Source organism: Sphingomonas bacterium (assembly GCF_903642285.1).
In the GTDB taxonomy this organism is placed as follows: domain Bacteria; phylum Pseudomonadota; class Alphaproteobacteria; order Sphingomonadales; family Sphingomonadaceae; genus Sphingomonas.
On the sequence record NZ_CAHJWJ010000007.1, the window covers coordinates 1 to 23,993 of the forward strand.

Consider the following 23,993-nt stretch of genomic DNA (forward strand, 5'->3'; position numbering starts at 1 on the left):
GAAACGACCCATCCGACGCCTCCCGCTAACACCTCACAGCATAGCATATTACGTCGTTTTCACACAGCCTCGGTGGTCGTCGCGCTGTTCGCCAACGGCGTGAATGGCGTCGCCGCCTGCCGGATGCAGCGCGAGATGGACGTCTCCTACAAGTCTGCCTTCGTCCTGCTCCACAAGATCCGCAAGATCATGGGATCGGACGAGGACGCGGCCCAGCTGGGCGGCGTCGTCGAGATCGACGGCACCGTCTTCGGCGGCAGCGTCCAGCGGCTGCCGAACGAAAAGGCGCTGTGGAAGGAGTTCATCGAGAGGAACAAGGCCGCCGCGCGCAAGAAGCGGCGCCTCATCGTCGTCATCCGCGAGCGGCAGGCCGAGAACGCGGACGGTCCCGGCAAGGTGCGCACGTTCCTCCTGAACAAGGAGGGCGACGCGATCGAGATCGCCCGGCGCATGGTCATGCCGGACGCGATCCTCCACGCCGACTTCAGCACCCAGTGGGAGCCGCTGCACCTCCACTTCGAGACCAGGCGCATCAACCACTCGGAGAGCTACTCGAAGGACGGCGCCTGCACCAACATGGCCGAGAGCTTCTTCAGCCGGATGCGCACCGCCGAACGCGGTGTCCACAAGATCCTGTCCGGCGCGCATCTGGCCCGCTACGCGATGGAGATGGGCTGGCGCGAGCAGTATCGCCGCAGGTCGAACAAGACGCAGTTCGAGATGATCATCGGCGCGGTCGGTCGATCGAAGCCCTCGACGACGTTCCTCGGCTACTGGCGGAAGCGCGCCGGCAACGACAACGGCCTGTTCGACGCGGTGGCCAGCTAGTTCTCCCGCCTGCGACTATGTCCGTGCCGGGCCCGCGCGTCCGACGATGCGCCAGCGGATCGGCTCGTCGTCGGTCTTCTCGACGTGGTTCCGTCTCGCCATCGACCGCAGGGTGCCATCCACCGCCTTGTTCACCTGGGCGACGAAGGCCTTGTCCGCGACGTCCATCTCCCGTTCCGTCACGAGCTGCCTGGCGATGTGGATGCTCCGCATCGGCACCGGCGACCGGCGGAGTATGTCCAGCGTCCAGCGGGTGACCTCGCCGTTCTCGAACGGGAGCGAGCTCGCGTGACGCTGCGCCGGCGTCACGGCGGGCGGATCCCAGACATCCGATATCTCGCTCATGATGACGTCGACGCTCGCGATCAGCCGGGCGCACTGCTCCACGCGTCCGCGCTTCTCCTCGAGCGTCAGGTGCGCCTTCTCGATCTCGTCGATCTGCCTCTCGAGCAGCTGCTTCTCGCCGAGCCACCGCCGGTAGGCGAAGACCAGAGACTCCTGGAGGTTCGTGTAGCCCATCCTGAAACCGGTATCGCGGCATCCGCGATTCGGCAAAGACCGGATCGCGCCCGGGACACAGGTTCCTTTGCGCCATAAGGTCGCGGAAATGGCGCACCCGACTGGATTCGAACCAGTGGCCTCTGCCTTCGGAGGGAAAGGGATAGGCACATAAACGGCTGAAATCCGTCATTTTCGCGCTATCCAAACCGGAACGCGCGGGGAACATGCAGGCAACATCGGGGAATAACACCGGAGCGACACCGGGGCGCTCGCGCGCCAGGTTGCCGCCGCCCATGTTCAGAACAGATCGGGAACACCGTATTGATCGCGTCTCTCGATTCGGCTGGAGTGACCTCATGCAGACCAACACTGAGCCAGCCGCACCGCGCCCGCCGTTCAGTGCTTGGCTGCTTACGCAGCAGGATCGGGGAGGCTTGGTCGGTCAGCTCAGCACGGGCGCGGCGGCAGACCGCCGGTTCCCGAAGCATGGCGGTCCTGATGACGTCCGCGCCCACCTGACCAGGATGCAGGCTGACGGCGACATGTTCGCCGCGGTCGACGACGCTGAAACCGACTGGTTGTGCTACTGATGCCCGGCGATTGCACCGGGAAAGACAGCTATGTGGCGCTGTTGGTGATGATCGGCCGCTCGCCCGGGTATCTGTGGCGGTTCGTCAACGACGGTATCCCCCGCGCGCTGAGCGAGCGCGACCACGGGCAGTTGCCCGATTTCTTCGGACAACCGCTCGGCCACCGGGGTCTGTGGTTGCATGCCCCAGCTGAGGCATCGCTGCCGTCTTTGCACCGCGAACGATCACGACGCGCTAATTGATCACGTCGCCGAGGAGCTATGGGAGAGCCGCCGCCACGGTTCGCCTGACGACTGGCCGTGGGCGGAGGCGGGCGGGTATTGGACGACGATTTACCGGGAACTGGCCGAAACGGCGGTCCGAAGCCTACACGCCGTCGAATAGGCTCGGCGGCGGCTCCGGCGGCTTCCGTATCGACAGCAGCCCGCCGCTTGGAAGAACGATTTTCTGATCTGATCGATCTGGAGCAGCTTTCGATCGAACGTATGCAGCTCGGGCACGTCGGCTACGAACGCTGTTGCGAGATGAATTGCATCCGGCGGCTTCAGGCCGGGATGCTCGCTAAATAGCAATTGCATAAGCTCGCGCGCTTTGGTGCCGACATACCCGTCGACCGGCACAATCAGGATGTAATCGTTCCGGAAAAAATCGGCCAGCATGTCGCCGTCCTCAGCCTTCACCCCGTCGTCTTTACAGACTTCCGCCAGCGAGAGACCGGACGTCAGAACCTCCAGTTGCTTCCGTCTCGCTTGATTGATGACATGGTTGCAAAGTCGCGCCCGGTCCTCAAAACCCCCGCCCTTGAGCGGAGCTTGTTCCTGTAAAATCGTCGCGATCCAGACGCATGCGTCCCATACAATCCGTCTAGGCTTCGCCACTGCGCAGCCTCTCTAGGTAGTCCTCGGAGGACAACCCGTTCGTGAAGTTCCGATCGATGATGTCGGTAAGCTGCGGCAGCTTCTCGGCTGGGTCTATAAAGTCGAGACGATGAACATCCGCTTGGCTGAGGCGTCCTGGCGAGCGATATCGCAATATTCCGATGACGGTCACGCTGCGGTGCCGCCAAACAACGTTGGCGACCGGCTGCCCCTCCAATTCTTTCAGCGCCTCACCCTCTAGGATACAGCGCACTTCAGCGCCGGTGAGGCGGCTTTTCACCACTATATAAGGCCGCTGATACCCGTCCGTCCCAACGTTCTGGATGTTGCCCTCAAAGCTACCCAGTTCGCGGTAAGGGTGGATCGGGTCGCTTTCCCTAACGACGGTCAGGTTTTCAATAACTCGGACGGCGTCGGCAGTGCCGAGGGTCAACGCCGCGCCGGTCGCATCGCTGATTACGGTTTCCGTCAGGCCGCCGGTCACGCGTCTGGCGAAGCGATCAGCTGCCTCGATCACGTTATCGGTGAAATACAGCGGTCGGGTGCCGCCGCTCCGGAGCTGATCCAGTCCCTCGGTTACCAGATCGCGAGCCTGGGCGGCTACGGTTGGACCCTCGGGATGCCCAGCCAGGGGGATCGCCTCCAACGTCATTCGAGCGGGGCTGTTTTTACTCAGCCCAACGACCCGCCAGTCGTACCGCTGGACATCGTCGCCAGCTACCGACGCAGCGACACCGCCCATCATAGCGACGAAATCTTCAATCTGGCCAAGCATGTCAGTGAGGAGTGGCGCGTCAGCCTCCCCCCTCCCTGCAATGCTGATTTCAACGCGCGTGGCCATAGCTGCTCCATAGAGCGGCAGAATTGCCGTTAGGTAAAGCGTTTCTATATCGTCGACCGACCGCGTCCGTTCCCGCCGAGCCGGGGGCACGCGGAGTTGCACAGCATTGCTGCCGGTCGCGAAAGGAGTACCGTGAACACATGACCTCGAGCGGCCCACCACGCATTCGGATCGACGAGTGCGACGAAGACCAACTGGCGATGGCGGCGCTTCTCGGCTGCGATCCCACGACCGCAGAGCGGCAATATATCGCCTACTTCGACGACGACACCGGCCGTGTGGAAGAGCGCCCCGGGCTTGTCGTCTTATGGCGCGGTGAGCGGCGTTTGATCGGACAGGCCGGCACGGTCTGGCTGTTGCGAGCGCCGCCGGCCGTCCCGCCGCCACCGCCCAAGCTATACCTCGTCCAGTGATAATGGAGCAGTTTGAACGGGCTTATTACTATTAAGCCCCTTCGCCTTCCCCCGCACGATCAATTCCCCTGCCCGCTCGGCCGCGCCATGGTTCGTCCCGATCGTATAGGTCACCGGCACCGCCTCGATCCGACATATGAATGGCGTATGCCGTTGTACCAAAACGAGACCTGGAACGGATATACCAGCCGTGGGATGCTTGTCCGGTTGAACAAACCTTTCATTTGCATTAACGGGCGAGTCCAGCCCCGCTCTGAGCGCGGCACAGGGAAGGGCAAAAACTCATGAAGACGGTTATTAAGACATTGCTCGCCGCGACGGTTTTGGTGGGCTCGGTTGCGCCTGTACCAGCTTTTGCTCAGATCGCTTCTGGGTTCAACAGCACATCGCTGGGCAGGAACGACGACGGTTCATCCGGATTAGTTACTCTGCCGTTTGCAATCAACTTCTACGGCCAGACTTACTCCGGCGTGTACGTGAATAACAACGGCAATCTGACGTTCAATTCCGCCAACTCGACCTACACTCCAGGTGGTCTTGGCTCTGGTTACTCCGGTCAGCCGATCATCGCCCCTTTTTATGCGGATGTTGATACGAATAACGTAGGTAGCGGCGTGGCGGCTTACGGTAACGGTATCTACAATGGCCATCAAGCATTCGGCGCGACGTGGGACGGGGTTGGTTACTTTTCGAGCGCCGACAAGCTGAACACGTTTCAGGCACTTTTGGTCGATCGCAGCGATGTAGGCTTGAATGACTTCGACATTATCTTCAAATACGGCAACATTAATTGGGAAACCGGTGATGCGAGCGGCGGTAATGACGGGCTTGGCGGTACCTCGGCAGCAGTTGGGTTCAATGCTGGAATCGGTGATGCCAATGGCACCTATTATCAGGCTCCTGGCTCGCTCCAGAATGGCGCATTGATCGATGGCGGTCCGGATGCGCTTAACGGTGAGCAACTCGGGTTCCAGGTCAGGGCTGGCCTGCCCGTCGCCATCCCGCCGGTAGCCGCCGCCGCTCCCGAGCCCGGCACCTGGGCGATGATGATCCTCGGCTTTGGCGTTGTCGGCTTCGCGATGCGGAACGCCAAGCGCCGCTCCGACGATAAGTTCGACGCCAAGATCAAGAAGATCACGTACGGCGCTGTCGCCTGATCTAGATACTTTCGTCACTGGGCTGGAGGCCGTCGATCGCAGATCGGCGGCCTTCTCGTTTCAGCGGGCAATGGTTCGAACGATCAGCTCACCAGTGCGTCGGGCGTCGCCGTGCACCGTGCACATGGTATAAGTTACCGGCACCGCCTCGATCGCGAACCGGCCGAACACCTCCCGCGCGCCGGGCGTGTCGTTGATCGACAGGATGAACTGACCCTCAATCGCCGCAAGGATTTGCGACATGCGCTCGAAGTCGGCGCGTTCGAACACGCCGGTGCCGTAATCTTCTTCGCATCCCCAATAGGGCGGGTCGATGTAGAACAGGACATCGGGCCCTTCATAGCGCCTGATCAGGTCGGGATAGGGCAACCGCTCGACGACGACGCCCGCCAGCCGCTCGTGCAGATCCAGTAGCAGCGGCTCCAGCTTCGTTACGTCGAATCGACCGGGGGTGCCGCGACTGACGCCGAAGCCGCGGCCGGCGACCTTCCCGCCGAACGTCGTGCGCTGGAGGTAGAGGAAGCGGGCGGCGCGCTCCAGATCGGTCAGCGTGGTCGGATCGATCGCGACCAGGCGCTCGAACTCGGCCCGGCTGGTGATCTGCCATTCCAGCACGTCCATGAACGCCTGATAGTGCCGCTGGAGGATGCGGTAGAGTGTCGCGACATCGCCGCTGACGTCGTTGATGACCTCCGCCTTCGGCTTGGTCGTGCGGCGCAGGAATACGCCGCCCATGCCGACGCAGGGCTCGACATAGGTTCGGTGGGGAGTGGCGTCGATCAGCGCGCACAGACGCCGAGACAGGACACGCTTGCGCCGATGTACGGAGCAGCGGGGTGCGCAGCGCGCATGGGGTCTTTAACGGGGATCATACTGGATCAAGCTCACAGGAACCGTCCCGCGCAAGCGGGCGGGATGTCCGTCGTCGCCGGCCGGACTTGTCGAGGGTTCTAGTCCTCGTCGGCTCTGCCAGCTGCACCCGGTATCACCCGCGGCCTTTTCCGACCGCCTAAAAATGCGATTAACGGAGTCGCTGGCATAGACGTTTGTGTCTATGGTGCTTGCGTATGTAGACAGATGCGTCTACTTAGAATGCATGAACAGCGATCAATTCCGCCGCTACCTTGCCAAGCAGGGCACCACCTTCGAGCCGGGCAAGGGCGGTCACCTGATCTGCCGCCGGGACGGCAGGATGTCGGTCCTGCCGCAGCACGGCGGTGCCAAGCAGCTCGGCACCGGGTTAATGCGGAAGATCAAAAAGGACCTCGGGCTTGAGTGAGCCCGAGCGTTCCAATCCCACCACTCACGCCAAGGATGGCACGATGCTCAATTACCCTATCGAATTGACCCCCGACGATAACGACACCGTCATGGTCATCTTTCCCGATGTCCCCGAGGCGGTGTCGTTCGGCGACGACGAAGCGGATGCGCTTGCCCGCTCCGTCGATGCGCTGGAAACGGCCCTGAACGGGTACATCACCGACCGGCGCGATATACCGGTTCCGTCCGATGCGAACGGTCGGCCCTGCGTTTCCCCGAGCCTGCTCGCCTCGCTCAAGCTGGGCGTCTACGGCGCGATGCGCGCGCACGGCTGGCGCAAGGCGGAATTGGCGCGGCGTATGGCGGTCAACCCGCGCCAGATCGATCGGCTGCTCGATCTCACGCACGCCAGCACGGTCGGACAGCTTGAGCAGGCGGCCGCCGTCGCTGGAGGTCAATACTACGTTGAGGTGCGCCACGTAGTTGGAATTGGAGAGCGCGAGGTACGGGTTAGCGCTTAGGCCGGCGACAGCGGCCCGTCCGGGTCAGCTTCCCACGTCAGCTTGTGGACGCGCCAGTTGCGGGACTCATCCCAAGCGTAGTGCGGCCCGAAGCTGATCGTCGATCCCACCGGCGGGTCGTTACCGATCGGAATGAAGAACGACGTGCGAGCGCCGCCCGGAAGGTCGACGATGACCTTCCGGGCGGGCTTGTTGTCGTCCGGCTCGTTCGCGCCGATCACGACCGAGACGACGCCGGTGCCGGCCAATCGTCAGACGTTCACGCCGATGTCGTGGAGCAGGGCTGCGCCGAGCTTGGCGAGCGGCGTCAGCTTCAGCAGCGACAGTTCGTTCTCGATGATCATCTCGGCGAACCGCTCTGCCTCTGCCTCAACGCCGGCCAAGCCGACCTTGGCCACCTCGGCGATCACGACCGGGGTAACGACCGCGATCGCGCTGGTCAGCTTCGCCTTGCTGGTCATGGACGGGTCGCTGGCAGCTGCGGCGTCCGATGCCGCAATTGCCGACGCCACGGCTACGCCGATCGGGTTGCTCTTGTCGGCGGTCGCGGCGATCGCGCCAGCCAGGCTGTTGCCCATCTGGTGGATACTGGCGAGCGCCGCGGTGCTGACCGTCGCGGAGGCAGCAGTGGCACCGATGCCGACAGCATGGGCGACGGAAGCGAAAATGGACTTTAAGGACATGGTGGGTCTCCGTGAGTTAGCGCAGCCGGAAGTGGCGAAGCGCGTAGTCGAGCGGCAAACCATCAAGGTCGTGCCGCGTGGGTTGTTCGGGATCGCTGTCGGAGCAAAAGCGCGGCAGCGGGTGGGGAGCGGCCGTCAGCGGCCGTTCCTTCTCGGCGTCACTCCGCCGGCGTGAAGTCGACATAGAACCGGTCGCCGACCGCGAAGTTGCCGATCAGCCGGGATCGCGTCGTCGCGTTCCCCTCGCCAGCGAACCGGATTGCAGCGTGACTAACGCAAGTTTTCCGATCGCAGCAAGCTTGGGGGATTTTGCTGATGGGTAATATCGTGGATCTGGCGCGACACTGGTCGCGACAGTCGGACAAGGGGAAGGGGATCAGGATCGAGGCTGACGCGCTCGATGTGCTCAACGCTATTGGTGTTGGCGAGCTGATCCTGACCAAAGCAGCCGAACAACAGAGGGAAGCATGCAGTCAGCGACTGACGATCTCTACGCCCGGGGAAATACCGGCTCGCCTATGACCGACGACGAGACGGAAGCCTCCGATCGCCCTTCCTCCAGATCGTCTGGTACGACCGGGACGCGGGACGTAACCGCAGCCGCTCGACGGGCACAGAGAGCATCGGGGAGGCGAGGCGGAGTTAGACGCGCTTTACCTCAAGCGCGAGCGCGGACAGGCGGTATGCGGCACCTGCGGCCAGCCGCTGCGCGCAGGCGCGCTCCATCTGATCACCGCCGCGATCGCCGACTATCTCGTCGCGCGCGAGGGGCGCTCCAGCATCGGATCAATCCGCCCGCGGCTCGCGCACGTCGCAAGCGCGACCAGTGGAACTCGAACGCGCGCGCGCTGAACCTAAATCCGCGGGATCGCGCCCAGACGAAGAAGCACCGGCCGATCGTGCCGATCGGGCAGATCGTTGCCACGCTGCTCGACGCAACGACCGGGTTCTACGTGTCGGTCGATTCGGTGCGGAAGTCGTTCGAGGCGATGCAGGCGGCTCTGTCGCTCCCCGGCGATGGCGAGGCGGGCATGAAGCTGATCCGCCGGTCGATGGCTCACCTGGCGCGTCAGCGGCTCGGCGAGCGCGACTGGGTCGAAGGCCAGATCATGCTCGGCCACAAGAAGGTGACCACGTCCGACACCTATGCGCCGTTCGATACCGGCTATCTCGGTCGGGCTCTGGAAGTCACCGAGGCAATCATCGCGGAGATCGAAAAGCTCGTTCCGGGTGCTTTTCACCCGGCGAACACCGGAGGAAGCGACGGAGCCGATGATGAAAATCGGCGGAAAGCCGTGGTGCACCCGACTGGATTCGAACCAGTGGCCTCTGCCTTCGGAGGGCAGCGCTCTATCCAGCTGAGCTACGGGTGCCTGAGCGATCGATCGCGTAGCAGGCGGGTGGCGCGGGCGCTAGTCCTTTGGCGGCGGGGTCTTGGGTTCGAACGCGCACAGGTCGGCGACGATGCAGCGCCAGCATTCGGGTCGCCGCGCCTTGCACACATAGCGCCCGTGCAGGATCAGCCAGTGATGTGCGTGGCCACGGAACGGGGCGGGGGTGACCCTGTCGAGCGCAAGTTCCACCGCCAGCGGCGTCTTGCCGGGCGCGAGGCCGGTGCGGTTGCCGACGCGGAAGATATGTGTATCGACCGCGAACGTCTCCGCGCCGAACGCCACGTTCATGACGACGTTCGCGGTCTTGCGCCCGACGCCGGGCAGCGCCTCCAGCGCGTCGCGGTCCGCGGGAACCACGCCGCCATGATCGCGGATCAGCGCCTCGGACAGCGCGATCACGTTCTTCGCCTTGGTGTTGAACAGCCCGATCGTGCGGATGTGCTGCTTCAGCACGTCGATCCCGAGCGCGACCATTTGCGCGGGCGTATGGACGGCGGCGAACAGTGCGCGCGTCGCCTTGTTGACGCCGACATCGGTCGCCTGCGCGGACAGCACGACCGCGACGAGCAGCTGATAGACATTGTCCGACGCCAGCTCGGTTTCCGGGTGCGGATTGTCCGCCGCCAGCCGTGCGTAGAATGCGACGACCGCCGTCTTCTTCACAGGCCCAGCACGTCGCCCATCGCGTAGCGTCCCGGCGTGCGCCCGGCGAGCCACAGCGCCGCGCTGACCGCGCCCTTGGCGAAGATCGACCGGTCGTCGCCGCGGTGGTTCAGTTCGATCCGCTCGCCTTCGCTGGCGAAGATCACGCTATGGTCGCCGACCACCGATCCGCCGCGCACGCTCGCAAAGCCGATCGTCCCTTCGGACCGTGCGCCGACCAGCCCGGCGCGGCTGTCGACACGCACCTCGCCGAGCGTCGTGCCGCGCCCCGCCGCCGCCGCCTCGCCGAGCAGCAGCGCGGTGCCCGACGGCGCGTCGACCTTGTAGCGATGGTGCATCTCCAGGATCTCGATGTCCCAATCCGCCCCCAGCCGCGCCGCGGCCTCGCGTACCAGGATCCGCAGCAGCGCGACGCCGAGCGAGGTATTGCCGGTCTGGAGCACCGCGATCTGCGCGGCGGCGGCGTCGAGCGCGCGCTGGTCCGCGGCGCTGAGCCCGGTGGTGCCGATGACGATCGGCGTCCCCGCCGCGACCGCGGCGGCCAGATGCGGCTGGAGCGCGGTCGGGGTGGAGAAATCGACCAGCACGTCGGCCGTGCGCGCCAGTGCGGCCGGATCGTCCCCCGCCTCCGCCCCGCCCGCCAGCGTCGCGCCCGCATCCTCGATCGCAGCGACGATCGCACGGCCCATCCGCCCGGCGATGCCGTAGATGCCGATCGCGGTCATTGGGTGGTGGTGGAGAGGGTGGTGGGCATGCGGCGCACCTTTGCACGAAGCGGGCGGCGGGGAACAGGTGGGATTACCGTCTATATGCATCTTGGGTTGGGTACACGGCGGCAAGCGCCCAGTTGTTGGCCGGGAGAGACATTACTGGCGGGGTATGAAAGCGGACGCTAACATCGTGCGATGCGGGTAAGAATAGGTGCGCTCAATAGTTTTATGTTGGCGTCAACCGCGCTGGGCTTGGGCGCGTGCTGGGTCGCCGGCTCGATCATGACTGCCGGCCACAATTCGCGCGTGGTATCGGCAACGTCACCGTCAGAGGATATCCGGCTCGAGACGCAGGATGGTGTTTCCATCGCGGCGACGTTCACGCCCGGTCGAAATGACCGATCGCCCGCCGTTCTTCTTTTGCACGGTGTTGGCGCTTCGCGACAAGCGACCGCCGCGAACGCTGGGTGGCTGGCGAGCCTCGGCTATGCGACGCTCACTATCGATTTCAGGGGACATGGTCAGTCGGGTATCAAGCCGCGTACTTTTGGTCTTAACGAGGCACTGGATGCACAGACCGCTTTCGCTTGGCTGAAGCATCGGCAGCATCACGCGTCTGTCGCTATCATCGGGATATCTCTTGGTGGGGCTGCCAGCCTTCTCGGCGACGACGGGCCGATCCCGGCGGACGCCTTGATATTGCAAGCCGTATATCCTGATATCAGACAGGCCATCAGAAATCGCATTGCGAGCCGCACGTCCGTCGGCGTCGGCTATTTGTTTGAGCCGTTGCTGAGCTACCAGGCACCGTTGCGCTTCGGTGCTTGGCCATCTCGGCTTTCGCCGTTAAAGGCATTGCCACGATACCGCGGGCCCGTTCTTGTCATTGGCGGTGAGCAGGACAGGTCAACTCCGCCCTCCGAAACACGCGCAATGTTCGCAGCGGCCCCTGGGAGGAAGGAGCTATGGCTGGTGCCATTCGGTGATCACGCTGACATATGCGATCTTGCGAGTCCAGCTTACCGGCGTCATGTCGAGGCGTTCCTTTTGAAGACGATCGGCAGGCCTGCCAATACGGGGTCAGAGATATCCGCTTAAAGCTAAATCATCCAAAGCCGCCAGACTGTTTCCCACCAAACCCGCCGTTCGTAACGCAAAGATCAAGATCTTTGCATCACGGTCCTGAACCTATAGGCTGATAGACACCCTTAATAGGGCGGGAGAAAAGCATTGCTACCTTTAGCCGCATTCGTCCTCCACAATTGACCCCGCCTGTCAGTGCCTCTGCGTCGGGCAACCTTTCAGAAACGCTCTATTGGGCGAGCACAGATGCGACTGGAAACCGCCTTTGTGATCGTAAACGAAGCGTACGGTACACGAAGCAATTCAACCGCCGCTATGGCGTGCGAGTTCGGACTTTGACGCAGCACCACATTAGCAAATTCGGGCCTGATCCCGACTTCATAACTACGACCAGCTGCCGTGGCTCGCTGGCTTCGAGCCGTCGACAAGATCGCAATCATTCGCTCGCAATGGATCGTTTCGATAGGGTATTGCGCGGGCTTGAACAACAGTTCGTCCCCAAAGAGAACACTCCCTAATCGCTATCAGTATCCTCTCACGCAAAACCAACAAAGACTATTGGTCGATCTGAGCAACGCCAAATGGCGCGTCACCCTCCGCTTTGTGGCACCAATACCGAACTGGTCGATTATCAGGACTATCATTGACGCCATGGCGACGATGCACAATCCTCCCTACCTCGGCGAACTACTCCGCGCGAGGTTTTCTACGCCGATACTCCGGAAGCTGCTCGACCGCTCTCCGCCCGTTCCACTCACCCCCACCACCCACTACACCCACCCCATGCCCCACCCCCAAACCATCGTCATCCTCACCGGAGCCGGCATCTCCGCCGAAAGCGGGATCGCGACGTTTCGGGGGCCGGGGGGATTGTGGGAGGGGCACCGGGTCGAGGATGTCTGCACGCCCGCGGCGCTCGCGGCCGATCCGGTGCTGGTGCACCGCTTCTACGACGCGCGGCGGGCGGCGCTGGGCGGGGTCGTGCCCAATGCGGCGCACGCGGCGCTCGCGCGGCTGGATGCGGGGTGGCGGGGAGAGCTGCTGATCGTGACGCAGAATGTCGACGATCTGCACGAGCGCGCGGGAACGCGGCGGTTGCTGCACATGCACGGAGAATTGCGATCGGCGCTGTGCGCGGCGTGCGGTTCGCGGGGTCCGCATGACGGGCCGTTGCCGCCGGGGTCGGTGTGCGGCGGGTGCGGGGCGGGGGCGGTGCGGCCGGACATCGTCTTCTTCGGCGAGATGCCGTACGCGATGGAGCGGATCGAGGCGGCGCTGGCGACGGCGGACCTGTTCGTGTCGATCGGCACGTCGGGCGCGGTGTATCCCGCCGCCGGGTTCGTGCAGACCGCGCGCGCCCATGGCGCGGCGACGCTGGAGCTGAACCTGGCGCGGTCGGCCGGGTCTGGCTGGTTCGACGAGAGCCGGCTGGGCGCGGCGGGTGCGCTGGTGCCGGATTGGGTGGATAGCCTGCTGGCGGTTCAGCCGCTGCCGTAGAAGGGTGCGGCGATGTCGGGGCGGACGCGGATCAGGCGACCGCTCCCCCGGTCCAGCAGCGCCCAGGTGGTGACCGCCTCCACCGTGACGCGGCCGTCCGCGGTCAGGAAGCGCACGTTGCGATCGAACCGCGCGCCGGCCGGGGCGGCGTCGACCCAAGTCTCGCCGATCGCGGTTTCGCCCGCCGCGATATTGGCACGGTAATCGACGACGTGACGCGTGATGACCCAGCTATGCGCCGCCTGATGATCCGCGGGCGCGACCGCTTCCCAATGTGCGACCGCGATGTCCTGGATCCAGCGGACCCACACCGCGTTGTTGACATGGCCGTTCGCGTCGATGTCCGCCGCGGTCGCGGCGAAGGTCATGGTGAAGCGGGTCATCGTCGCGGCCTCCCGTGCCAGCGCCGCCAGGCGAGCCGTCCGACATGCGCCGCGACCGCGACGCCGCCCAATATCCCGACCGCGCCGAGCAAAAGCGGCGTACCGGGGACGAAGCGGTGGAGCAGATGTTCGAAGCGCCGCCCGGCCAGATAGCCGATGGTGGTGAAGGTCACGCCCCACATGATCGCCGCCACGATGTTGACGATCAGGAAGGTCCGCGCCTCCACCCTGCTGGTCCCGATCGCGACCGGACTGACGGTGCGCAGCCCGTAGATGAAGCGGAACGCGAGGATGAAGCCGATCGGATAGCGTTCCAGCCAGCCGATCGCGCGCGCGAACGCCGGCTTCTCGCGCACGCGCCGCACCCAGCGATGATCGCGGAAGCGCCGCCCGCCCAGGAAGAACAGCTGGTCCGCGACGAACGATCCGGCGGACGCCGCCGCCATCGCGCCCGACAGCGGGAAATAGCCCCGGTGCGCCAGCAACCCGCCGCCGACGACGACGGTCTCGCCCTCGACGCCTGCGCCGACGAACAGCGCGGCGAGGCCGTAATGCTGGAGGAGCGATTCCAGGCTCACGTTTCGCCTACGCGTCCACACCGAGTTGCCACAGCACGAAGGCATGCTCCTCCGCGCCCTCGCGCAAGCTCTCGAACCGTCCCGACTTGCCGCCATGCCCTGCGCCCATGTTGGTCTTCAGCAGCAGGATATTGTCGTCGGTCTTGGTGGCGCGCAGCTTGGCCGCCCATTTCGCGGGTTCCCAATAGGTGACGCGCGGATCGTTGAGTCCGCCGGATATGAACAGCGGCGGATAGGCCTGCGCGCGCACCTGATCGTAGGGGCTGTAAGACCGGATCAGGTCGAACGCCGCCTTGTCCTCGATCGGGTTGCCCCATTCGGGCCATTCGCCCGGCGTCAGCGGCAGGTCGGCGTCAAGCATGGTGTTCAGCACGTCGACGAACGGCACGTCCGCGATCACCGCGCCCCATAGCTGCGGGTCCGAATTGACGACCGCCCCCATCAGCTCGCCCCCCGCCGACCGCCCCGCGATCGCGATCCGCCCCGCGCTGGTCCAGCCGTCCGCGATCAGCCCGTTCGCGACATCGACGAAATCGGTGAAGCTGTTCGCGCGCTTCTCCAGCTTGCCGTCATGATACCATTGCTGCCCGAGATCGTCGCCGCCACGGATATGCGCGATGGCATAGGCGAAGCCGCGGTCGAGCAGCGACAGCCGCCCGGTCGAGAAGCCCGGCGGGATCGCATGGCCGTACGCGCCGTACGCGTAGAGGAACAACGGCCGGCTGCTGTCCTTCGGGAAATCCGCCGGATAGACGATCGACACCGGCACCGGCGTCCCGTCGCGCGCCGCGATCTTCAACCGCTCGGTGCGGTAACCGCCGCCGTCATAGCCCGACGGGATCACCTGCACCTTCAGGACCGTCAGCGCGCGCGTCGCCACGTCGTAGTCGTAGACCGTCCCCGGCGTGACCATCGATTCATAGCCGAGCCGCAGTACCGGCATGTCATATTCAGGATTGTCGCCCAGCCCCGCAGTGTAGCTCGCCTCGGGAAAATCGATCCATTCCGGCGTGGCCGGGGCGTCGTAGCGGTGGATCGCGATCCGATCGAGCCCGTCCTCGCGCCCCTCGACCACGAAATAGTCGTGGTAGCATTCGACCCCGGTCATGTAGAAATGCGGGGAGGGCGCGATCAGCTCGGTCCATTCGCCGGGCGTCTCGATCGATGCGGTGACGAGGCGGAATTGCGGGTCGGTGTCGTTGGTGTGAATGAACAGCGTGCCGTCATGCTCGTCGACGTCGTACTCGCGCCCCTCCTTGCGCGCGGCGACCAGCAGCGGCGTCGCGAGCGGATCGTTCGCGGGCAGCAGATACAACTCGCTGGTATTGTGATCCCCCGTCGCGATGACGATCCAGTTGCGCGCGCTCGTCTCCGCCACCGCGACGCGGTAACCTTCGTCGGCCTCGTGGAACAGCTCGACATCGTCCGCTACCGGCGTGCCCAGCCGGTGGAAGCGCGCATTGTCGGTGCGCCACTGGTCGTTCGCGACGCCGTACAGGAAGCCGCTGTCGTCGGTCGTCCAGACGATGTCGGACAGCATGCCGGGGATGATGTCGGGCAGGTCCTCGCCGGTGGTCAGGTCCTTGACGCGCACCTCGAACCGCTCCGCCCCGCTGTCGTCGATCGCATAGGCAAGGAAGCGCGCATCGTTGCTGATCGCGAACGCGCCGAGGCGGAAATACTCGTGCCCCTCCGCCAGCGCCGTTTCGTCCAGCAGCAACTCGTCCGCACCGCCCGCGACGGGTTTGCGCCACCATTTGCGATACTGCCCGCCCGTCTCGAACGCGGTCCAGTAGAGCCAGTCGCCGTCCTTTTGCGGGACGGAGGATTCATCCTCCTTGATGCGGCCCTTCATCTCTTCGTACAGCCGGTCGACCAGCGGCCGGTGCGGCGCCATCACCGCCTCGAAGTACGCGTTCTCCTCCTCGAGATAGGCGAGGATGTCGGGGTCCTTCACGTCCGGATAGTTCGGGTCCTTCAGCCAGGCATAGGGGTCGTCGATGGTGACGCCGTGCGTGGTGAAACTGTGCGGGCGCGTGGCGGCGACGGGGGGATTGGGTGCGGTCATGCGCCGCGTCTTAGCGGGGGATGGGGGTGGGGGGTAGGTAGTGCGGGGTAGCGCGTCGCGCGCTTCCGCCCTCGGCCGGTCTGAGAGACGCTTACGCAGACCAGACCGCAGGAGCGCTTCGGCGTACGATGGAGACCGCGCCGATCGTTACATAGTCCTAACAGTGGACATATGTATTCTGCCACGAATCGGTGCCGAACTGATTGATCGCCTTATGGAATCTCAGCATATATCCATCCGGCCCGCACTTCTCGTCTCCGTCGACCAGGCTTCCTTGTGATCCCCGGTCGTCGTCACGTTGCCGCCTGCTGTCGCGATTGCTGGAGTTATCGCGGTTGCCGCCGTTATCGCGGTTCCCGGTTCCGCCGGATGCGCAGCGGAACAGCGTCGGCATCCATACGCCGTTGTAATACGCCAGCACAAAACCGTTGGCCCCGCATTTCTGGTCACCGGGCGATTGCGCGACGCTCGGCGCGGATACGGAGCCGACGCTGCAAACGAGCGCGATCGCCATCAGTCTTGGATTGAACACCTTCATGGTAATCTCCGTTTTTATTAGCGTACGTAATCGGTTCGTAATGCAGTAAATTTCTAGAAAACGCTGACGATAAAATAATCAGTTGAGTTCCATTTTGAAGTTATCGTAAGGGTTACGTCTTTTTCACATATCGTTAGATGCAATGGCAGGTTGGGAGCGAGATCCCATGTTTTTGCATAACCGGGATATTTTATGTCCACACTACCCATCGACGACCGTCTTCGGTTCGTCCGTTGACCCTCAACTTGAGAGCGCCGAAGGAATAGGTTTTACCTATTCCGACAGTTGCAGCCTTATAAGTAGTGGGATCGACATATTCGTAATCAGACTCGGTAACTTCGCACGATGAAGGACTGGATGCCTGTGGCTCGGTCCCCGCCGCGCCTTGAGCGATCGCATGCGCCGGCCCTATCGCACCTGCCGCGCCGACCAGAATGAGCAGCGCCGCCCGTATCGAATGGCGTATGGCCCTAAGGACGCGTCGCGCATATCCCCGGCAGCGGCTGGCCATATTCGTCCCCGTTCGCAATGATGGGGATGGTGTTAAGTGGGCGATCCGCGCGGCTGCATATCCCATTTGGGATATTGCCACGGCGCTCGTCAGAGGCGGGAGAGGAGCCGGATCATATCCGCCTGGCGCGACACGCCGGTCTTGGCGAGCGCGTGGCGCAGATGGAGCCGGGCGGTGCCGGTCACGATCCCCAGCACATGCGCCGCGCTGTCGACCGAATGCCCCTGCATCAGCAGCGCGGCGAGTTCGGCCTCTCGCGCGGTCAGTCCGAACGCGTCGCGCCATCGGTCGGCATTGGTACGAATGCGTGCCGTCGGATCGACGATGGTGACCAGCGCCGCCGCGCCGAACGGTGCCAGCATCCGGATCGCCCGCGGCAGCGGAAGCGCGGTGACGAGATAGGCCGCGCGACCGGAAGGCCTCCGGACCGGCACGCTGCCGCCGATCGGCGAAACGCACGCGACGGCCCGTGCCAGCAACATGCGCAATCGCTCATGGCTCGTGGGATCGCAGGCGTGAAGCCGCCCTGCCCGAATATCCAAGCCGTCCGCGGCGGCGAATATCCGCTCGACCGCCGCCCCGCCCCGGATAAACCGACCCTGCTCGTCTATCAGCAATACCGGATCCGATCGTTCGGTGAGCACCCCTTCCCAATAGGCGGCGGACAGCTTGTCGGCATGGAGGAAGCCGAGCTGAAGCGCCCGCGAGAAATCAGGCAACAGTGCCGCCATCATGCGCTTGCTGTCGTCCGGCGTCACACCCTCCGCGACCGCGCGGTGTACCGACAAACCGCCGATATGGCTGCCGCCACCCAGGACGGTAGACGCGGTCATGTAATGTCGAAGGTTGCTGTTATGGCGCTGGTAATGGACATATTCACGCGCGTTGTCGTTCGTCAGATCGAGGTGATCCACGTCGCAAAAGACCTGCGATGTTCGAAGTTGCAGGACGTGACCGATCTGCGGGTCGAGCGCGCCGATGCCTTCATCCACATATCGCTCGATCGCGCGTGGATCGGGATGGCGGATCGCCTGATGCGCAATCGCTCCCGTCATGGCATCGATCACGTAGAAGGACGTCGAGTAACCTCCGAGAAGTTCGCAGACTTGGCCGCCCCAATCGATCCAACGTTCCGGCTCGTACGCCGCAAGATAAGCTCGGTCGGCAAGATTGGCGAGTTCGTCCCCGATTCCCATAAAGGAAAGCGGTTACCCTAGGGCGTTTGCGCCGTCACCGTAGAAAACGATCGACTTAATGCGGGGCGGACAACCCACCCTCGCAATGTTGGAATTTCCATGCGACGTCCCCCGGAATGTCGGCGATATGCGTTTCGATCGGTTGGGCCTCGCAAAACGCTTGCCACCCTGCGCGAGGTGATTCCGCGCGTGACGTAGTGTCCACTTCGTCCACTTCCGATCGCGTTTCGCGCGATCGAAGCCCCGTCGGACGCCCGGTTTCGACGCGACTCGCAGCGGCGATGCGCCCGTCACTGCGCCGCCAGATACGCCTCCAGGTCGTCCGCCCCACCGATCCGCTCGCCGCCGATGAACACCTGCGGCGTCGTCTCCACCCCCTCCTTCGCCTCGTACGCATCGACCTCCTCGCGCGATCGCAGGATATGCTCCTCGACCGCATACCCCGCCGCCTGCAACAGCTGCTTGGCGCGGACGCCGAACGGGCAGATATGGTCGGGCAGGACCATGCGGTACAAAATCGCCTGTTTGTCGTCGGCCATCATGCGTCTCCCACTATGCGCCCGCCCGACGAACGAATCCGCCCCGCGGTTCCGGCGGCTGTCCTACAGCATGCGCATCTGGCATGGCCGCCGGATGGACCGCCGCCGCCTCGCCTGTCGCCCCCCGCTTCCCGCGGGCGTGGGGGGCGTGAATTTTCGCGACCACCGTCACCTTTGTAAACTTAGCCGATGAGAAATCCCGTGCCAGACCACCACGCCCGCCTGACCGCGCTCCGAGAACAACTCGCGCGCTTGCCGCTGGACGGCTTCGTCGTACCGCTGACCGACGAGCATATGAGCGAATATGTCGGCGCCTATGCGCAGCGGCTCGCCTGGCTGACGGGGTTCCAGGGATCGGCGGGGACCGCGGTGGTGCTGCCCGAGGGCGCGGCGATCTTCACCGACGGGCGCTACACGCTGCAGGTGCGCGAACAGGTCTCCGCCGAGGACTGGCAGTTCGTCGATGTGCCGCAATCGAGCGTCGCCGCCTGGCTGGCGGCGCATGCGAAGGACGGCGCGCGGATCGGCTATGATCCATGGCTCCACACCCGCGCCTGGCTGACCGAGGCGAAGGCCGCGCTGGCGGAGAAGGGCACGGTGCTGGTGCCCGTAGACACCAACCCGGTCGATGCGGTCTGGCCCGATCGCCCCGCGCCCTCCGACGCGCGGCTGACCGTTCACCGCGATGCGGTCGCCGGGGTGAACTCCGCCGCCAAGCGCGCCGGGATCGCCGACTGGCTGGCCGACAAGCGCGCCGATGCGGTCGTGCTGTCCGCACTCGATTCGATCGCCTGGGCGCTGAACGTGCGCGGCGGCGATGTCGATCACACGCCCGTCGCGCTGGCGTACGCGATCGTCGGCAGCGACGGCACCACCGATCTGTTCGTCGCGCCCGAGAAGATCGACGACGCGGTACGCCAGCATCTGGGCAATGCGGTGCGGATCCACGACCGGTCCGCGTTCGCGGGGGCGCTGGCGGGCTATGCCGGCAAGCGCGTCGTGGCGGACCCCGAACGTGCGGTGTCGGCGATCTTCGACGCGCTGGAGGCGGGCGGGGCGACCATCGTGCCTTTACGCGATCCGGTCGTCCTGCAAAAGGCGCTGAAGAACCCGGCCGAAGTTGCCGGCCACCGTGCCGCCGCCGCGCGCGACGGCGCGGCGCTGACGCGCTTCCTCCGCTGGGTCGAGAGCGAATGTATCAAGGGCGGCCAGACCGAACTGTCCGCCGCCGCCCGGTTGCTCGCGTTCCGGCAGGACAGCGGCGTGCTGCTCGATCTCAGCTTCCCATCGATCTCCGCCACCGGCGCGCACGGCGCGATCCCGCATTATCACGTCACCGAGCAGTCGAACGCGCCGATCCTGCCGGGGCAATTGTACCTGATCGATTCCGGCGGCCAATATGCCGACGGCACCACCGATGTGACCCGCGTGATGCCGATCGGCGCGCCGACGCCGGAAATGCGCGACCGCTTCACCCGCGTGCTCAAGGGGCATATCGCGATCGCGACCGCGGTCTTTCCCGACGGCACGATGGGCGGGCAGATCGATGCCTTCGCCCGGCGACCTTTATGGGAGGCGGGACTCGATTTCGCGCATGGCACCGGCCATGGCATCGGCAGCTATCTGGCGGTGCACGAGGGGCCGCAGCGGATCGCGAAGCCCGATTATCCCGGTGGCGCGGCGCTGGAGCCCTTACGCGCGGGGATGATGCTGTCGAACGAGCCCGGCTATTACAAGGCGGGCGAGTACGGCATCCGGATCGAGAACCTGCTGCTGATCGAGGCGCGGGTCGTCGCGGGGGCCGATCCCGACCGCGTCATGCTCGGCTTCGAGACGCTGACCTTCGCGCCGATCGAGCGCGATCTGATCGAACCGGCGCTGCTCACGCCCGACGAGTTGTCCTGGCTCGACGCTTATCACGCCAGCGTGATCGCGGTCATCGGTCCGCTGTTGCAGGGGGACGATGCGGCATGGCTGACCCGCAAATGCGCGCGCATCGGCTGATGCGAATGCTCGCGGTGCCGGGCTGCGGGGGCGTCGCGGGCATGGTCCTATGCGAACGGGGAGCGGCCCGGATCGGCGGGGTCGTCGGCGGCAGGCGTCGACGGATCGGCCGCCGGCACCGCCTTGCGCCGCCGAAGATTGGCGCGCAACGCCGCGGCCAACCGTGCGTCCCGTTCGGCCTTGTCGTCCTTCTGCGCCATCGCGGTCGGCTAGCGCGCGCCGTGCGCCTTGACAATCACCCCCCCCTCCGCTCTAGGCGCGCTTCCGTCCGACGGACGAGTGCTGCCGTAGCTCAGTGGTAGAGCGCATCCTTGGTAAGGCTGAGGTCGTGAGTTCAATCCTCACCGGCAGCACCAGTTTTTCAGTGACTTAGGCGGGAAACGGTCATTCCCCTCGGGGACCGGGTCAACACCGGGCGATCACGACGCGCAGTGATGTCTTAGATCGGCTGCTCGCTTGCTCATCATAGCTTGTTATCTCCGCGGGCATCGGCGTTGATGCGCGTGTCCGTTGGATCTGTGTAGCCCTCAAAATGAACGACTAGGCACCGACACGGAAACGCCAGACAGAATGACGGCGGGTCAGAGCCTCCGTCCGCGTGTCGGTAATCGAGTCCGGCCTGCTGGTGACTGGCGGGCGCGATCCGGTCCTTCATGCAAATTCCTGACCAAGGTACCCCTACGAAGAGGTCGTGACGGCGACCGGCGTTCTATTTCCTCAGGCCGGCGCTGGTCTGACGCGAACACCTTGACCACACGAAGTAATTGACGCCGCAGTTCTGACCCGCAATTTTCGATTGACCGTGTTGTTGCCTACATGCTTTTTCGGCGTGCACGAGGGAGAGGGTCATGTCGCAGGCGCGAAGTGATTATGGACCTGCAGATCCTCACACAGTCGTTCGTGAGATGATCTCGAAGCCGATGGACATCTATGGCAGTCCGTCGCCTTTGTCAGAGCGCGACCGCGAATTGGTGCTGGACGCGCTGGCCCTTGCGGTCGGTCTCGAAGAATATAAAATCATCGCCGTCGAGGGAGCTACCATCCTTGAGGCCTTCCCGGCTGTTACGGCGTTCGCGGCTAGCTTGATCAAGTTCGTCAACGATATGGTGCCGGGAACGACCGGCATGAGCCGCGCAGCTGTGAGGCAAGCCGCAGTATTGATCACGCCCGGCGGCAAGGTCGCGGCGTTGTTGGGCGGAAGCATATTTGGCAGGGAGCACGCACTAGATTTCGCGGAGTTCGGTGCAGCGCTGCAGTCCTTCGGGACGACGATGCTCGGCAGGGAGATCGATCCTCGCGCCGCGCTGCTTGATTCCAGAGAGGTCAACCAGACCTTTCGGGAGATGAGGGAGCGCGTAGAGAAGATGTCGGACGATCTGGGTGACGGAGGTGCCGGCGACACTGGCGCCGGCGCAGACGATGATAACGACGACGAACCCGGCATATCGAAGCCGGGCGGACCGACGAAAGATGGGGAGTAGCACCGACATGCCAGCCGTCCTTCAAATCCTTGAGTCTCTCCAGAAGACGACGCCTTGGCTGAAGGATTTCCCGCCACCCCTTGACGCAACGTTGGCCGAAATCGCAACGGCGCGTAGCCGCATCGACCCCCGTATCGACGACTTCACGCACTTCGAAGATCTGCTGAGAGACGCGTCCAAGCTGCTCGACCGCTGCCTTGCCTACCGTCGCGAGTACTTGGATCTCGCAGTTCGAGCGATCCAGGCATCGCGGGATGATAGCTTTTAGGACGATATCAACGCCACTCTGCGTGCCATCGATCTTGCTGCGTGGGACGAGCGGACGCGCAAAGCGGGAGCTGAAGCACAGACGGAGGTGAAGAAGGCTTTCGATGCGAGCAAGGGGGACCTTGCACCGGGCCTGAGTGCGTCGGCTCAGGCTGCCATCGAAACAACCAACGCCGCATCAACAGCGAACGGCGTCCGAGCAGAGTTGATTGCTACGAAGTGGGATAAGAGCGAAGCGCATCGGGCTGCCTCCCGCGAGCTGCGGCAGGCACCCGGGAGTCCACTTGCCTTCGGCGAACGAGCCTCCCGGGTCGCAACCTTGATCACCGAGGATTTTGCCGAGGCCGTCGACAAGATGCTGGCGAGCGCGGACGGGCTTAACCGGGCGTACGGGCTGGAACTTGAGCCAGTCGCGATCAATGCTGATAAACCGCTTGAGACCAGCGTGAACTGGACCCGTGACGCGATTCGCAGCTGGGAGGCGTTGCAATCGCTCACCGTCGAAACCGAGGTCCAGATCTCCCTTCGCCCTTTCATAGGGTTGATCACGCCGCCCGCGGTTGGACCGGTTCTCCACGGCGACATCATACTGGTGATCAAGTTCGAGCCCCAGCCCGCGCCCCCGCCTCGGCCCGCGGAAAATTTTGGTGAACTAGCGCCGGTCGGCGGCGCTGTCCCGATGCGGTACCTAGCGTTTGATCTCGATGAAGCTCACGGAATACGCGAAGGTGACCGGATCAGCACCGTCGGGTGCTCAATCGTTTTGAGTAATCAGGGGCAATTCGCCTTTCCAACGCTGGTCAACGCGACCTTTGGCATCACGGTGCCAAATTACGCGGTCGAGAACGCGGAAGCCAAGCCATTCGAGAGGAGGCCCCGTGCGACTTTGGCAGGCGTAACTGTCGAACCGCCGCGGAGCGGTGTGGACTGGTGCGACCCGGGTATTATCCGCCACATGCCAGCCAGGGGACGATGGGTGCTCTCTCTGGACCAGGTCGACTACGCGTTCGGTGACGTACCGCTGGACTGGAGCCATGTACGTGACATCAGGCTTCATGTGCGAGTTTATCGGAGGGTCGAGGAATGGACACCGCATCAGCACCCTATACGGCGACAGGACATGAAGCCGATCAGGGATTGATACTCAGCGCTCTCTAGCTTGTCCGTTAGATGACAACCCGATTGCGTCCGGATCTTCGAAGGTGCGCCCGCGGAGATCCTAGGCGTATTCGCGTGAGTGCGACGCGCATTTTTCGTGAGGCTTGAGCAGCAGGTTGCGCGAAGACAAACAACTGAAACAATTGTATAATTACTTGAACAAGTAAGTAATATTTGATCCAGATTTGAGGAGGATTGATACGTCGTGGCATTCTCAATCCGGCTATAGGCACTTCCTGAATCCCAGCGCT

31 protein-coding genes and 2 tRNA genes are annotated in these 23,993 nt (G+C 64.0%); 16 read left to right on the forward strand and 17 right to left on the reverse strand.

Annotated features, from left to right (window positions below; genetic code table 11):
- Positions 1-828, forward strand: an 828-nt coding sequence (locus HUU99_RS05070) for an IS1595 family transposase (RefSeq protein WP_217430777.1), incomplete at its 5' end; no start/stop codon positions are given.
- Between the two features lie 15 nt (positions 829-843).
- Here HUU99_RS05070 and HUU99_RS05075 read toward each other — a convergent pair.
- A complete protein-coding gene (locus HUU99_RS05075; protein ID WP_174285498.1) occupies positions 844-1,347 on the reverse strand; it encodes a hypothetical protein in 504 nt (167 codons plus the stop codon).
- Between the two features lie 338 nt (positions 1,348-1,685).
- Between HUU99_RS05075 and HUU99_RS05080 the strand changes: the two genes are divergently transcribed.
- A complete protein-coding gene (locus tag HUU99_RS05080) occupies positions 1,686-1,919 on the forward strand; it encodes a hypothetical protein (protein WP_174285499.1) in 234 nt (77 codons plus the stop codon).
- A complete protein-coding gene (locus HUU99_RS05085) occupies positions 1,919-2,161 on the forward strand; it encodes a hypothetical protein (protein WP_217430778.1) in 243 nt (80 codons plus the stop codon). Before HUU99_RS05080 ends, HUU99_RS05085 begins: the two co-directional genes overlap by 1 nt.
- A 90-nt stretch (positions 2,162-2,251) precedes the next feature.
- On the opposite strand, the gene HUU99_RS05090 is transcribed toward HUU99_RS05085, so the two are convergent.
- Together HUU99_RS05090 and HUU99_RS05095 are read right to left on the reverse strand one after the other, a co-directional pair.
- The gene (locus HUU99_RS05090; protein WP_174285501.1) at positions 2,252-2,797 is read right to left on the reverse strand and encodes a type II toxin-antitoxin system VapC family toxin; all 546 of its coding nucleotides are present in this window, start codon (positions 2,795-2,797) and stop codon (positions 2,252-2,254) included.
- A complete protein-coding gene (locus tag HUU99_RS05095) occupies positions 2,784-3,638 on the reverse strand; it encodes a hypothetical protein (RefSeq protein WP_174285502.1) in 855 nt (284 codons plus the stop codon). Before HUU99_RS05095 ends, HUU99_RS05090 begins: the two co-directional genes overlap by 14 nt.
- 140 nt (positions 3,639-3,778) lie before the next feature.
- Here HUU99_RS05095 and HUU99_RS05100 point away from each other — a divergent pair, with 140 nt between their 5' ends.
- Both HUU99_RS05100 and HUU99_RS15495 read left to right on the forward strand, forming a co-directional pair.
- Positions 3,779-4,051, forward strand: coding sequence for a hypothetical protein (locus HUU99_RS05100; protein ID WP_174285503.1), 273 nt, complete (start codon positions 3,779-3,781; stop codon positions 4,049-4,051).
- A 284-nt stretch (positions 4,052-4,335) separates the two neighbouring features.
- Positions 4,336-5,208, forward strand: coding sequence for a nidogen-like domain-containing protein (locus HUU99_RS15495; protein ID WP_174285504.1), 873 nt, complete (start codon positions 4,336-4,338; stop codon positions 5,206-5,208).
- A gap of 60 nt (positions 5,209-5,268) precedes the next feature.
- On the opposite strand, the gene HUU99_RS05110 is transcribed toward HUU99_RS15495, so the two are convergent.
- The gene (locus HUU99_RS05110; protein WP_368039922.1) at positions 5,269-6,012 is read right to left on the reverse strand and encodes a DNA adenine methylase; all 744 of its coding nucleotides are present in this window, start codon (positions 6,010-6,012) and stop codon (positions 5,269-5,271) included.
- Between the two features lie 292 nt (positions 6,013-6,304).
- On the opposite strand from HUU99_RS05110, the gene HUU99_RS05115 reads away from it, so the two are divergent.
- Together HUU99_RS05115 and HUU99_RS05120 are read left to right on the forward strand one after the other, a co-directional pair.
- Positions 6,305-6,487 (forward strand): type II toxin-antitoxin system HicA family toxin, encoded by a 183-nt coding sequence (locus HUU99_RS05115; protein ID WP_174285505.1) that lies wholly within the window; start codon positions 6,305-6,307, stop codon positions 6,485-6,487.
- The gene (locus tag HUU99_RS05120) at positions 6,480-6,989 is read left to right on the forward strand and encodes a type II toxin-antitoxin system HicB family antitoxin (RefSeq protein ID WP_217430779.1); all 510 of its coding nucleotides are present in this window, start codon (positions 6,480-6,482) and stop codon (positions 6,987-6,989) included. The genes HUU99_RS05115 and HUU99_RS05120 overlap by 8 nt, the downstream gene beginning before the upstream one ends.
- Here the strand turns inward: HUU99_RS05120 and HUU99_RS05125 are convergent.
- Both HUU99_RS05125 and HUU99_RS05130 read right to left on the reverse strand, forming a co-directional pair.
- A complete protein-coding gene (locus HUU99_RS05125) occupies positions 6,986-7,237 on the reverse strand; it encodes a hypothetical protein (RefSeq protein ID WP_174285506.1) in 252 nt (83 codons plus the stop codon). The genes HUU99_RS05120 and HUU99_RS05125 overlap by 4 nt on opposite strands.
- A gap of 3 nt (positions 7,238-7,240) precedes the next feature.
- Positions 7,241-7,672 (reverse strand): hypothetical protein, encoded by a 432-nt coding sequence (locus tag HUU99_RS05130; protein WP_174285507.1) that lies wholly within the window; start codon positions 7,670-7,672, stop codon positions 7,241-7,243.
- Between the two features lie 315 nt (positions 7,673-7,987).
- On the opposite strand from HUU99_RS05130, the gene HUU99_RS05135 reads away from it, so the two are divergent.
- Positions 7,988-8,194, forward strand: a complete 207-nt coding sequence (locus HUU99_RS05135) for a hypothetical protein (protein ID WP_174285508.1) — start codon at positions 7,988-7,990, stop codon at positions 8,192-8,194.
- Between the two features lie 332 nt (positions 8,195-8,526).
- On the opposite strand, the gene HUU99_RS05140 is transcribed toward HUU99_RS05135, so the two are convergent.
- The 4 genes from HUU99_RS05140 to dapB all read right to left on the reverse strand — a co-directional run bounded on the left by HUU99_RS05140 (position 8,527) and on the right by dapB (position 10,454).
- Positions 8,527-8,976, reverse strand: a complete 450-nt coding sequence (locus HUU99_RS05140) for a hypothetical protein (protein ID WP_174285509.1) — start codon at positions 8,974-8,976, stop codon at positions 8,527-8,529.
- A tRNA-Arg gene (locus tag HUU99_RS05145) sits at positions 8,969-9,045 on the reverse strand. The genes HUU99_RS05140 and HUU99_RS05145 overlap by 8 nt, the downstream gene beginning before the upstream one ends.
- A gap of 39 nt (positions 9,046-9,084) precedes the next feature.
- Positions 9,085-9,729, reverse strand: a complete 645-nt coding sequence (gene nth, locus HUU99_RS05150) for an endonuclease III (RefSeq protein ID WP_174285510.1) — start codon at positions 9,727-9,729, stop codon at positions 9,085-9,087.
- Positions 9,726-10,454 carry a 4-hydroxy-tetrahydrodipicolinate reductase gene (gene dapB, locus HUU99_RS05155; RefSeq protein ID WP_174285511.1) on the reverse strand — a complete coding sequence of 243 codons (729 nt, stop codon included), beginning with the start codon at positions 10,452-10,454 and terminating at the stop codon, positions 9,726-9,728. Before dapB ends, nth begins: the two co-directional genes overlap by 4 nt.
- Positions 10,455-10,721: 267 nt before the next feature.
- Between dapB and HUU99_RS15780 the strand changes: the two genes are divergently transcribed.
- Positions 10,722-11,537 (forward strand): alpha/beta hydrolase, encoded by an 816-nt coding sequence (locus HUU99_RS15780; RefSeq protein ID WP_368039923.1) that lies wholly within the window; start codon positions 10,722-10,724, stop codon positions 11,535-11,537.
- 768 nt (positions 11,538-12,305) lie between these two features.
- Positions 12,306-13,019, forward strand: a complete 714-nt coding sequence (locus tag HUU99_RS05165) for an NAD-dependent deacylase (protein WP_174285513.1) — start codon at positions 12,306-12,308, stop codon at positions 13,017-13,019.
- Here the strand turns inward: HUU99_RS05165 and HUU99_RS05170 are convergent.
- From HUU99_RS05170 to HUU99_RS05190, 5 genes are all read right to left on the reverse strand, one after another.
- Positions 13,004-13,402 (reverse strand): acyl-CoA thioesterase, encoded by a 399-nt coding sequence (locus tag HUU99_RS05170; protein ID WP_174285514.1) that lies wholly within the window; start codon positions 13,400-13,402, stop codon positions 13,004-13,006. The two genes, HUU99_RS05165 and HUU99_RS05170, sit on opposite strands and share 16 nt — an antisense overlap.
- The gene (locus HUU99_RS05175) at positions 13,399-13,980 is read right to left on the reverse strand and encodes a DedA family protein (protein WP_174285515.1); all 582 of its coding nucleotides are present in this window, start codon (positions 13,978-13,980) and stop codon (positions 13,399-13,401) included. Before HUU99_RS05175 ends, HUU99_RS05170 begins: the two co-directional genes overlap by 4 nt.
- Before the next feature lie 7 nt (positions 13,981-13,987).
- Entirely contained in the window at positions 13,988-16,048 is a 2,061-nt protein-coding gene (locus HUU99_RS05180) for a S9 family peptidase (protein WP_174285516.1), read from the reverse strand.
- A 157-nt stretch (positions 16,049-16,205) separates the two neighbouring features.
- Positions 16,206-16,586, reverse strand: coding sequence for a hypothetical protein (locus HUU99_RS05185; RefSeq protein WP_174285517.1), 381 nt, complete (start codon positions 16,584-16,586; stop codon positions 16,206-16,208).
- 600 nt (positions 16,587-17,186) lie between these two features.
- Complete coding sequence (locus tag HUU99_RS05190; protein ID WP_174285518.1) at positions 17,187-17,930, reverse strand: helix-turn-helix transcriptional regulator; 744 nt, start codon at positions 17,928-17,930, stop codon at positions 17,187-17,189.
- Between the two features lie 33 nt (positions 17,931-17,963).
- Here HUU99_RS05190 and HUU99_RS15505 point away from each other — a divergent pair, with 33 nt between their 5' ends.
- Positions 17,964-18,314, forward strand: coding sequence for a hypothetical protein (locus HUU99_RS15505; protein WP_254602939.1), 351 nt, complete (start codon positions 17,964-17,966; stop codon positions 18,312-18,314).
- Between the two features lie 269 nt (positions 18,315-18,583).
- Here the strand turns inward: HUU99_RS15505 and HUU99_RS05200 are convergent, their stop codons facing one another.
- Entirely contained in the window at positions 18,584-18,832 is a 249-nt protein-coding gene (locus tag HUU99_RS05200) for a glutaredoxin domain-containing protein (protein ID WP_174285520.1), read from the reverse strand.
- A 201-nt stretch (positions 18,833-19,033) separates the two neighbouring features.
- Here HUU99_RS05200 and HUU99_RS05205 point away from each other — a divergent pair, with 201 nt between their 5' ends.
- Positions 19,034-20,836, forward strand: coding sequence for an aminopeptidase P family protein (locus tag HUU99_RS05205; protein ID WP_254602940.1), 1,803 nt, complete (start codon positions 19,034-19,036; stop codon positions 20,834-20,836).
- A 47-nt stretch (positions 20,837-20,883) separates the two neighbouring features.
- Here HUU99_RS05205 and HUU99_RS05210 read toward each other — a convergent pair whose 3' ends face one another.
- Positions 20,884-21,036, reverse strand: a complete 153-nt coding sequence (locus HUU99_RS05210; RefSeq protein WP_174285522.1) for a hypothetical protein — start codon at positions 21,034-21,036, stop codon at positions 20,884-20,886.
- 81 nt (positions 21,037-21,117) lie between these two features.
- Between HUU99_RS05210 and HUU99_RS05215 the strand changes: the two genes are divergently transcribed.
- The 4 genes from HUU99_RS05215 (at position 21,118) to HUU99_RS05230 (ending at position 23,725) form a co-directional block, all read left to right on the forward strand.
- A tRNA-Thr gene (locus HUU99_RS05215) sits at positions 21,118-21,192 on the forward strand.
- Positions 21,193-21,684: 492 nt separating this feature from the next.
- Positions 21,685-22,317 carry a hypothetical protein gene (locus HUU99_RS05220; protein WP_174285523.1) on the forward strand — a complete coding sequence of 211 codons (633 nt, stop codon included), beginning with the start codon at positions 21,685-21,687 and terminating at the stop codon, positions 22,315-22,317.
- Between the two features lie 7 nt (positions 22,318-22,324).
- Positions 22,325-22,585, forward strand: coding sequence for a hypothetical protein (locus HUU99_RS05225; RefSeq protein WP_174285524.1), 261 nt, complete (start codon positions 22,325-22,327; stop codon positions 22,583-22,585).
- A gap of 87 nt (positions 22,586-22,672) precedes the next feature.
- Entirely contained in the window at positions 22,673-23,725 is a 1,053-nt protein-coding gene (locus HUU99_RS05230; RefSeq protein ID WP_174285525.1) for a hypothetical protein, read from the forward strand.
- Positions 23,726-23,993 lie beyond the last annotated feature (268 nt).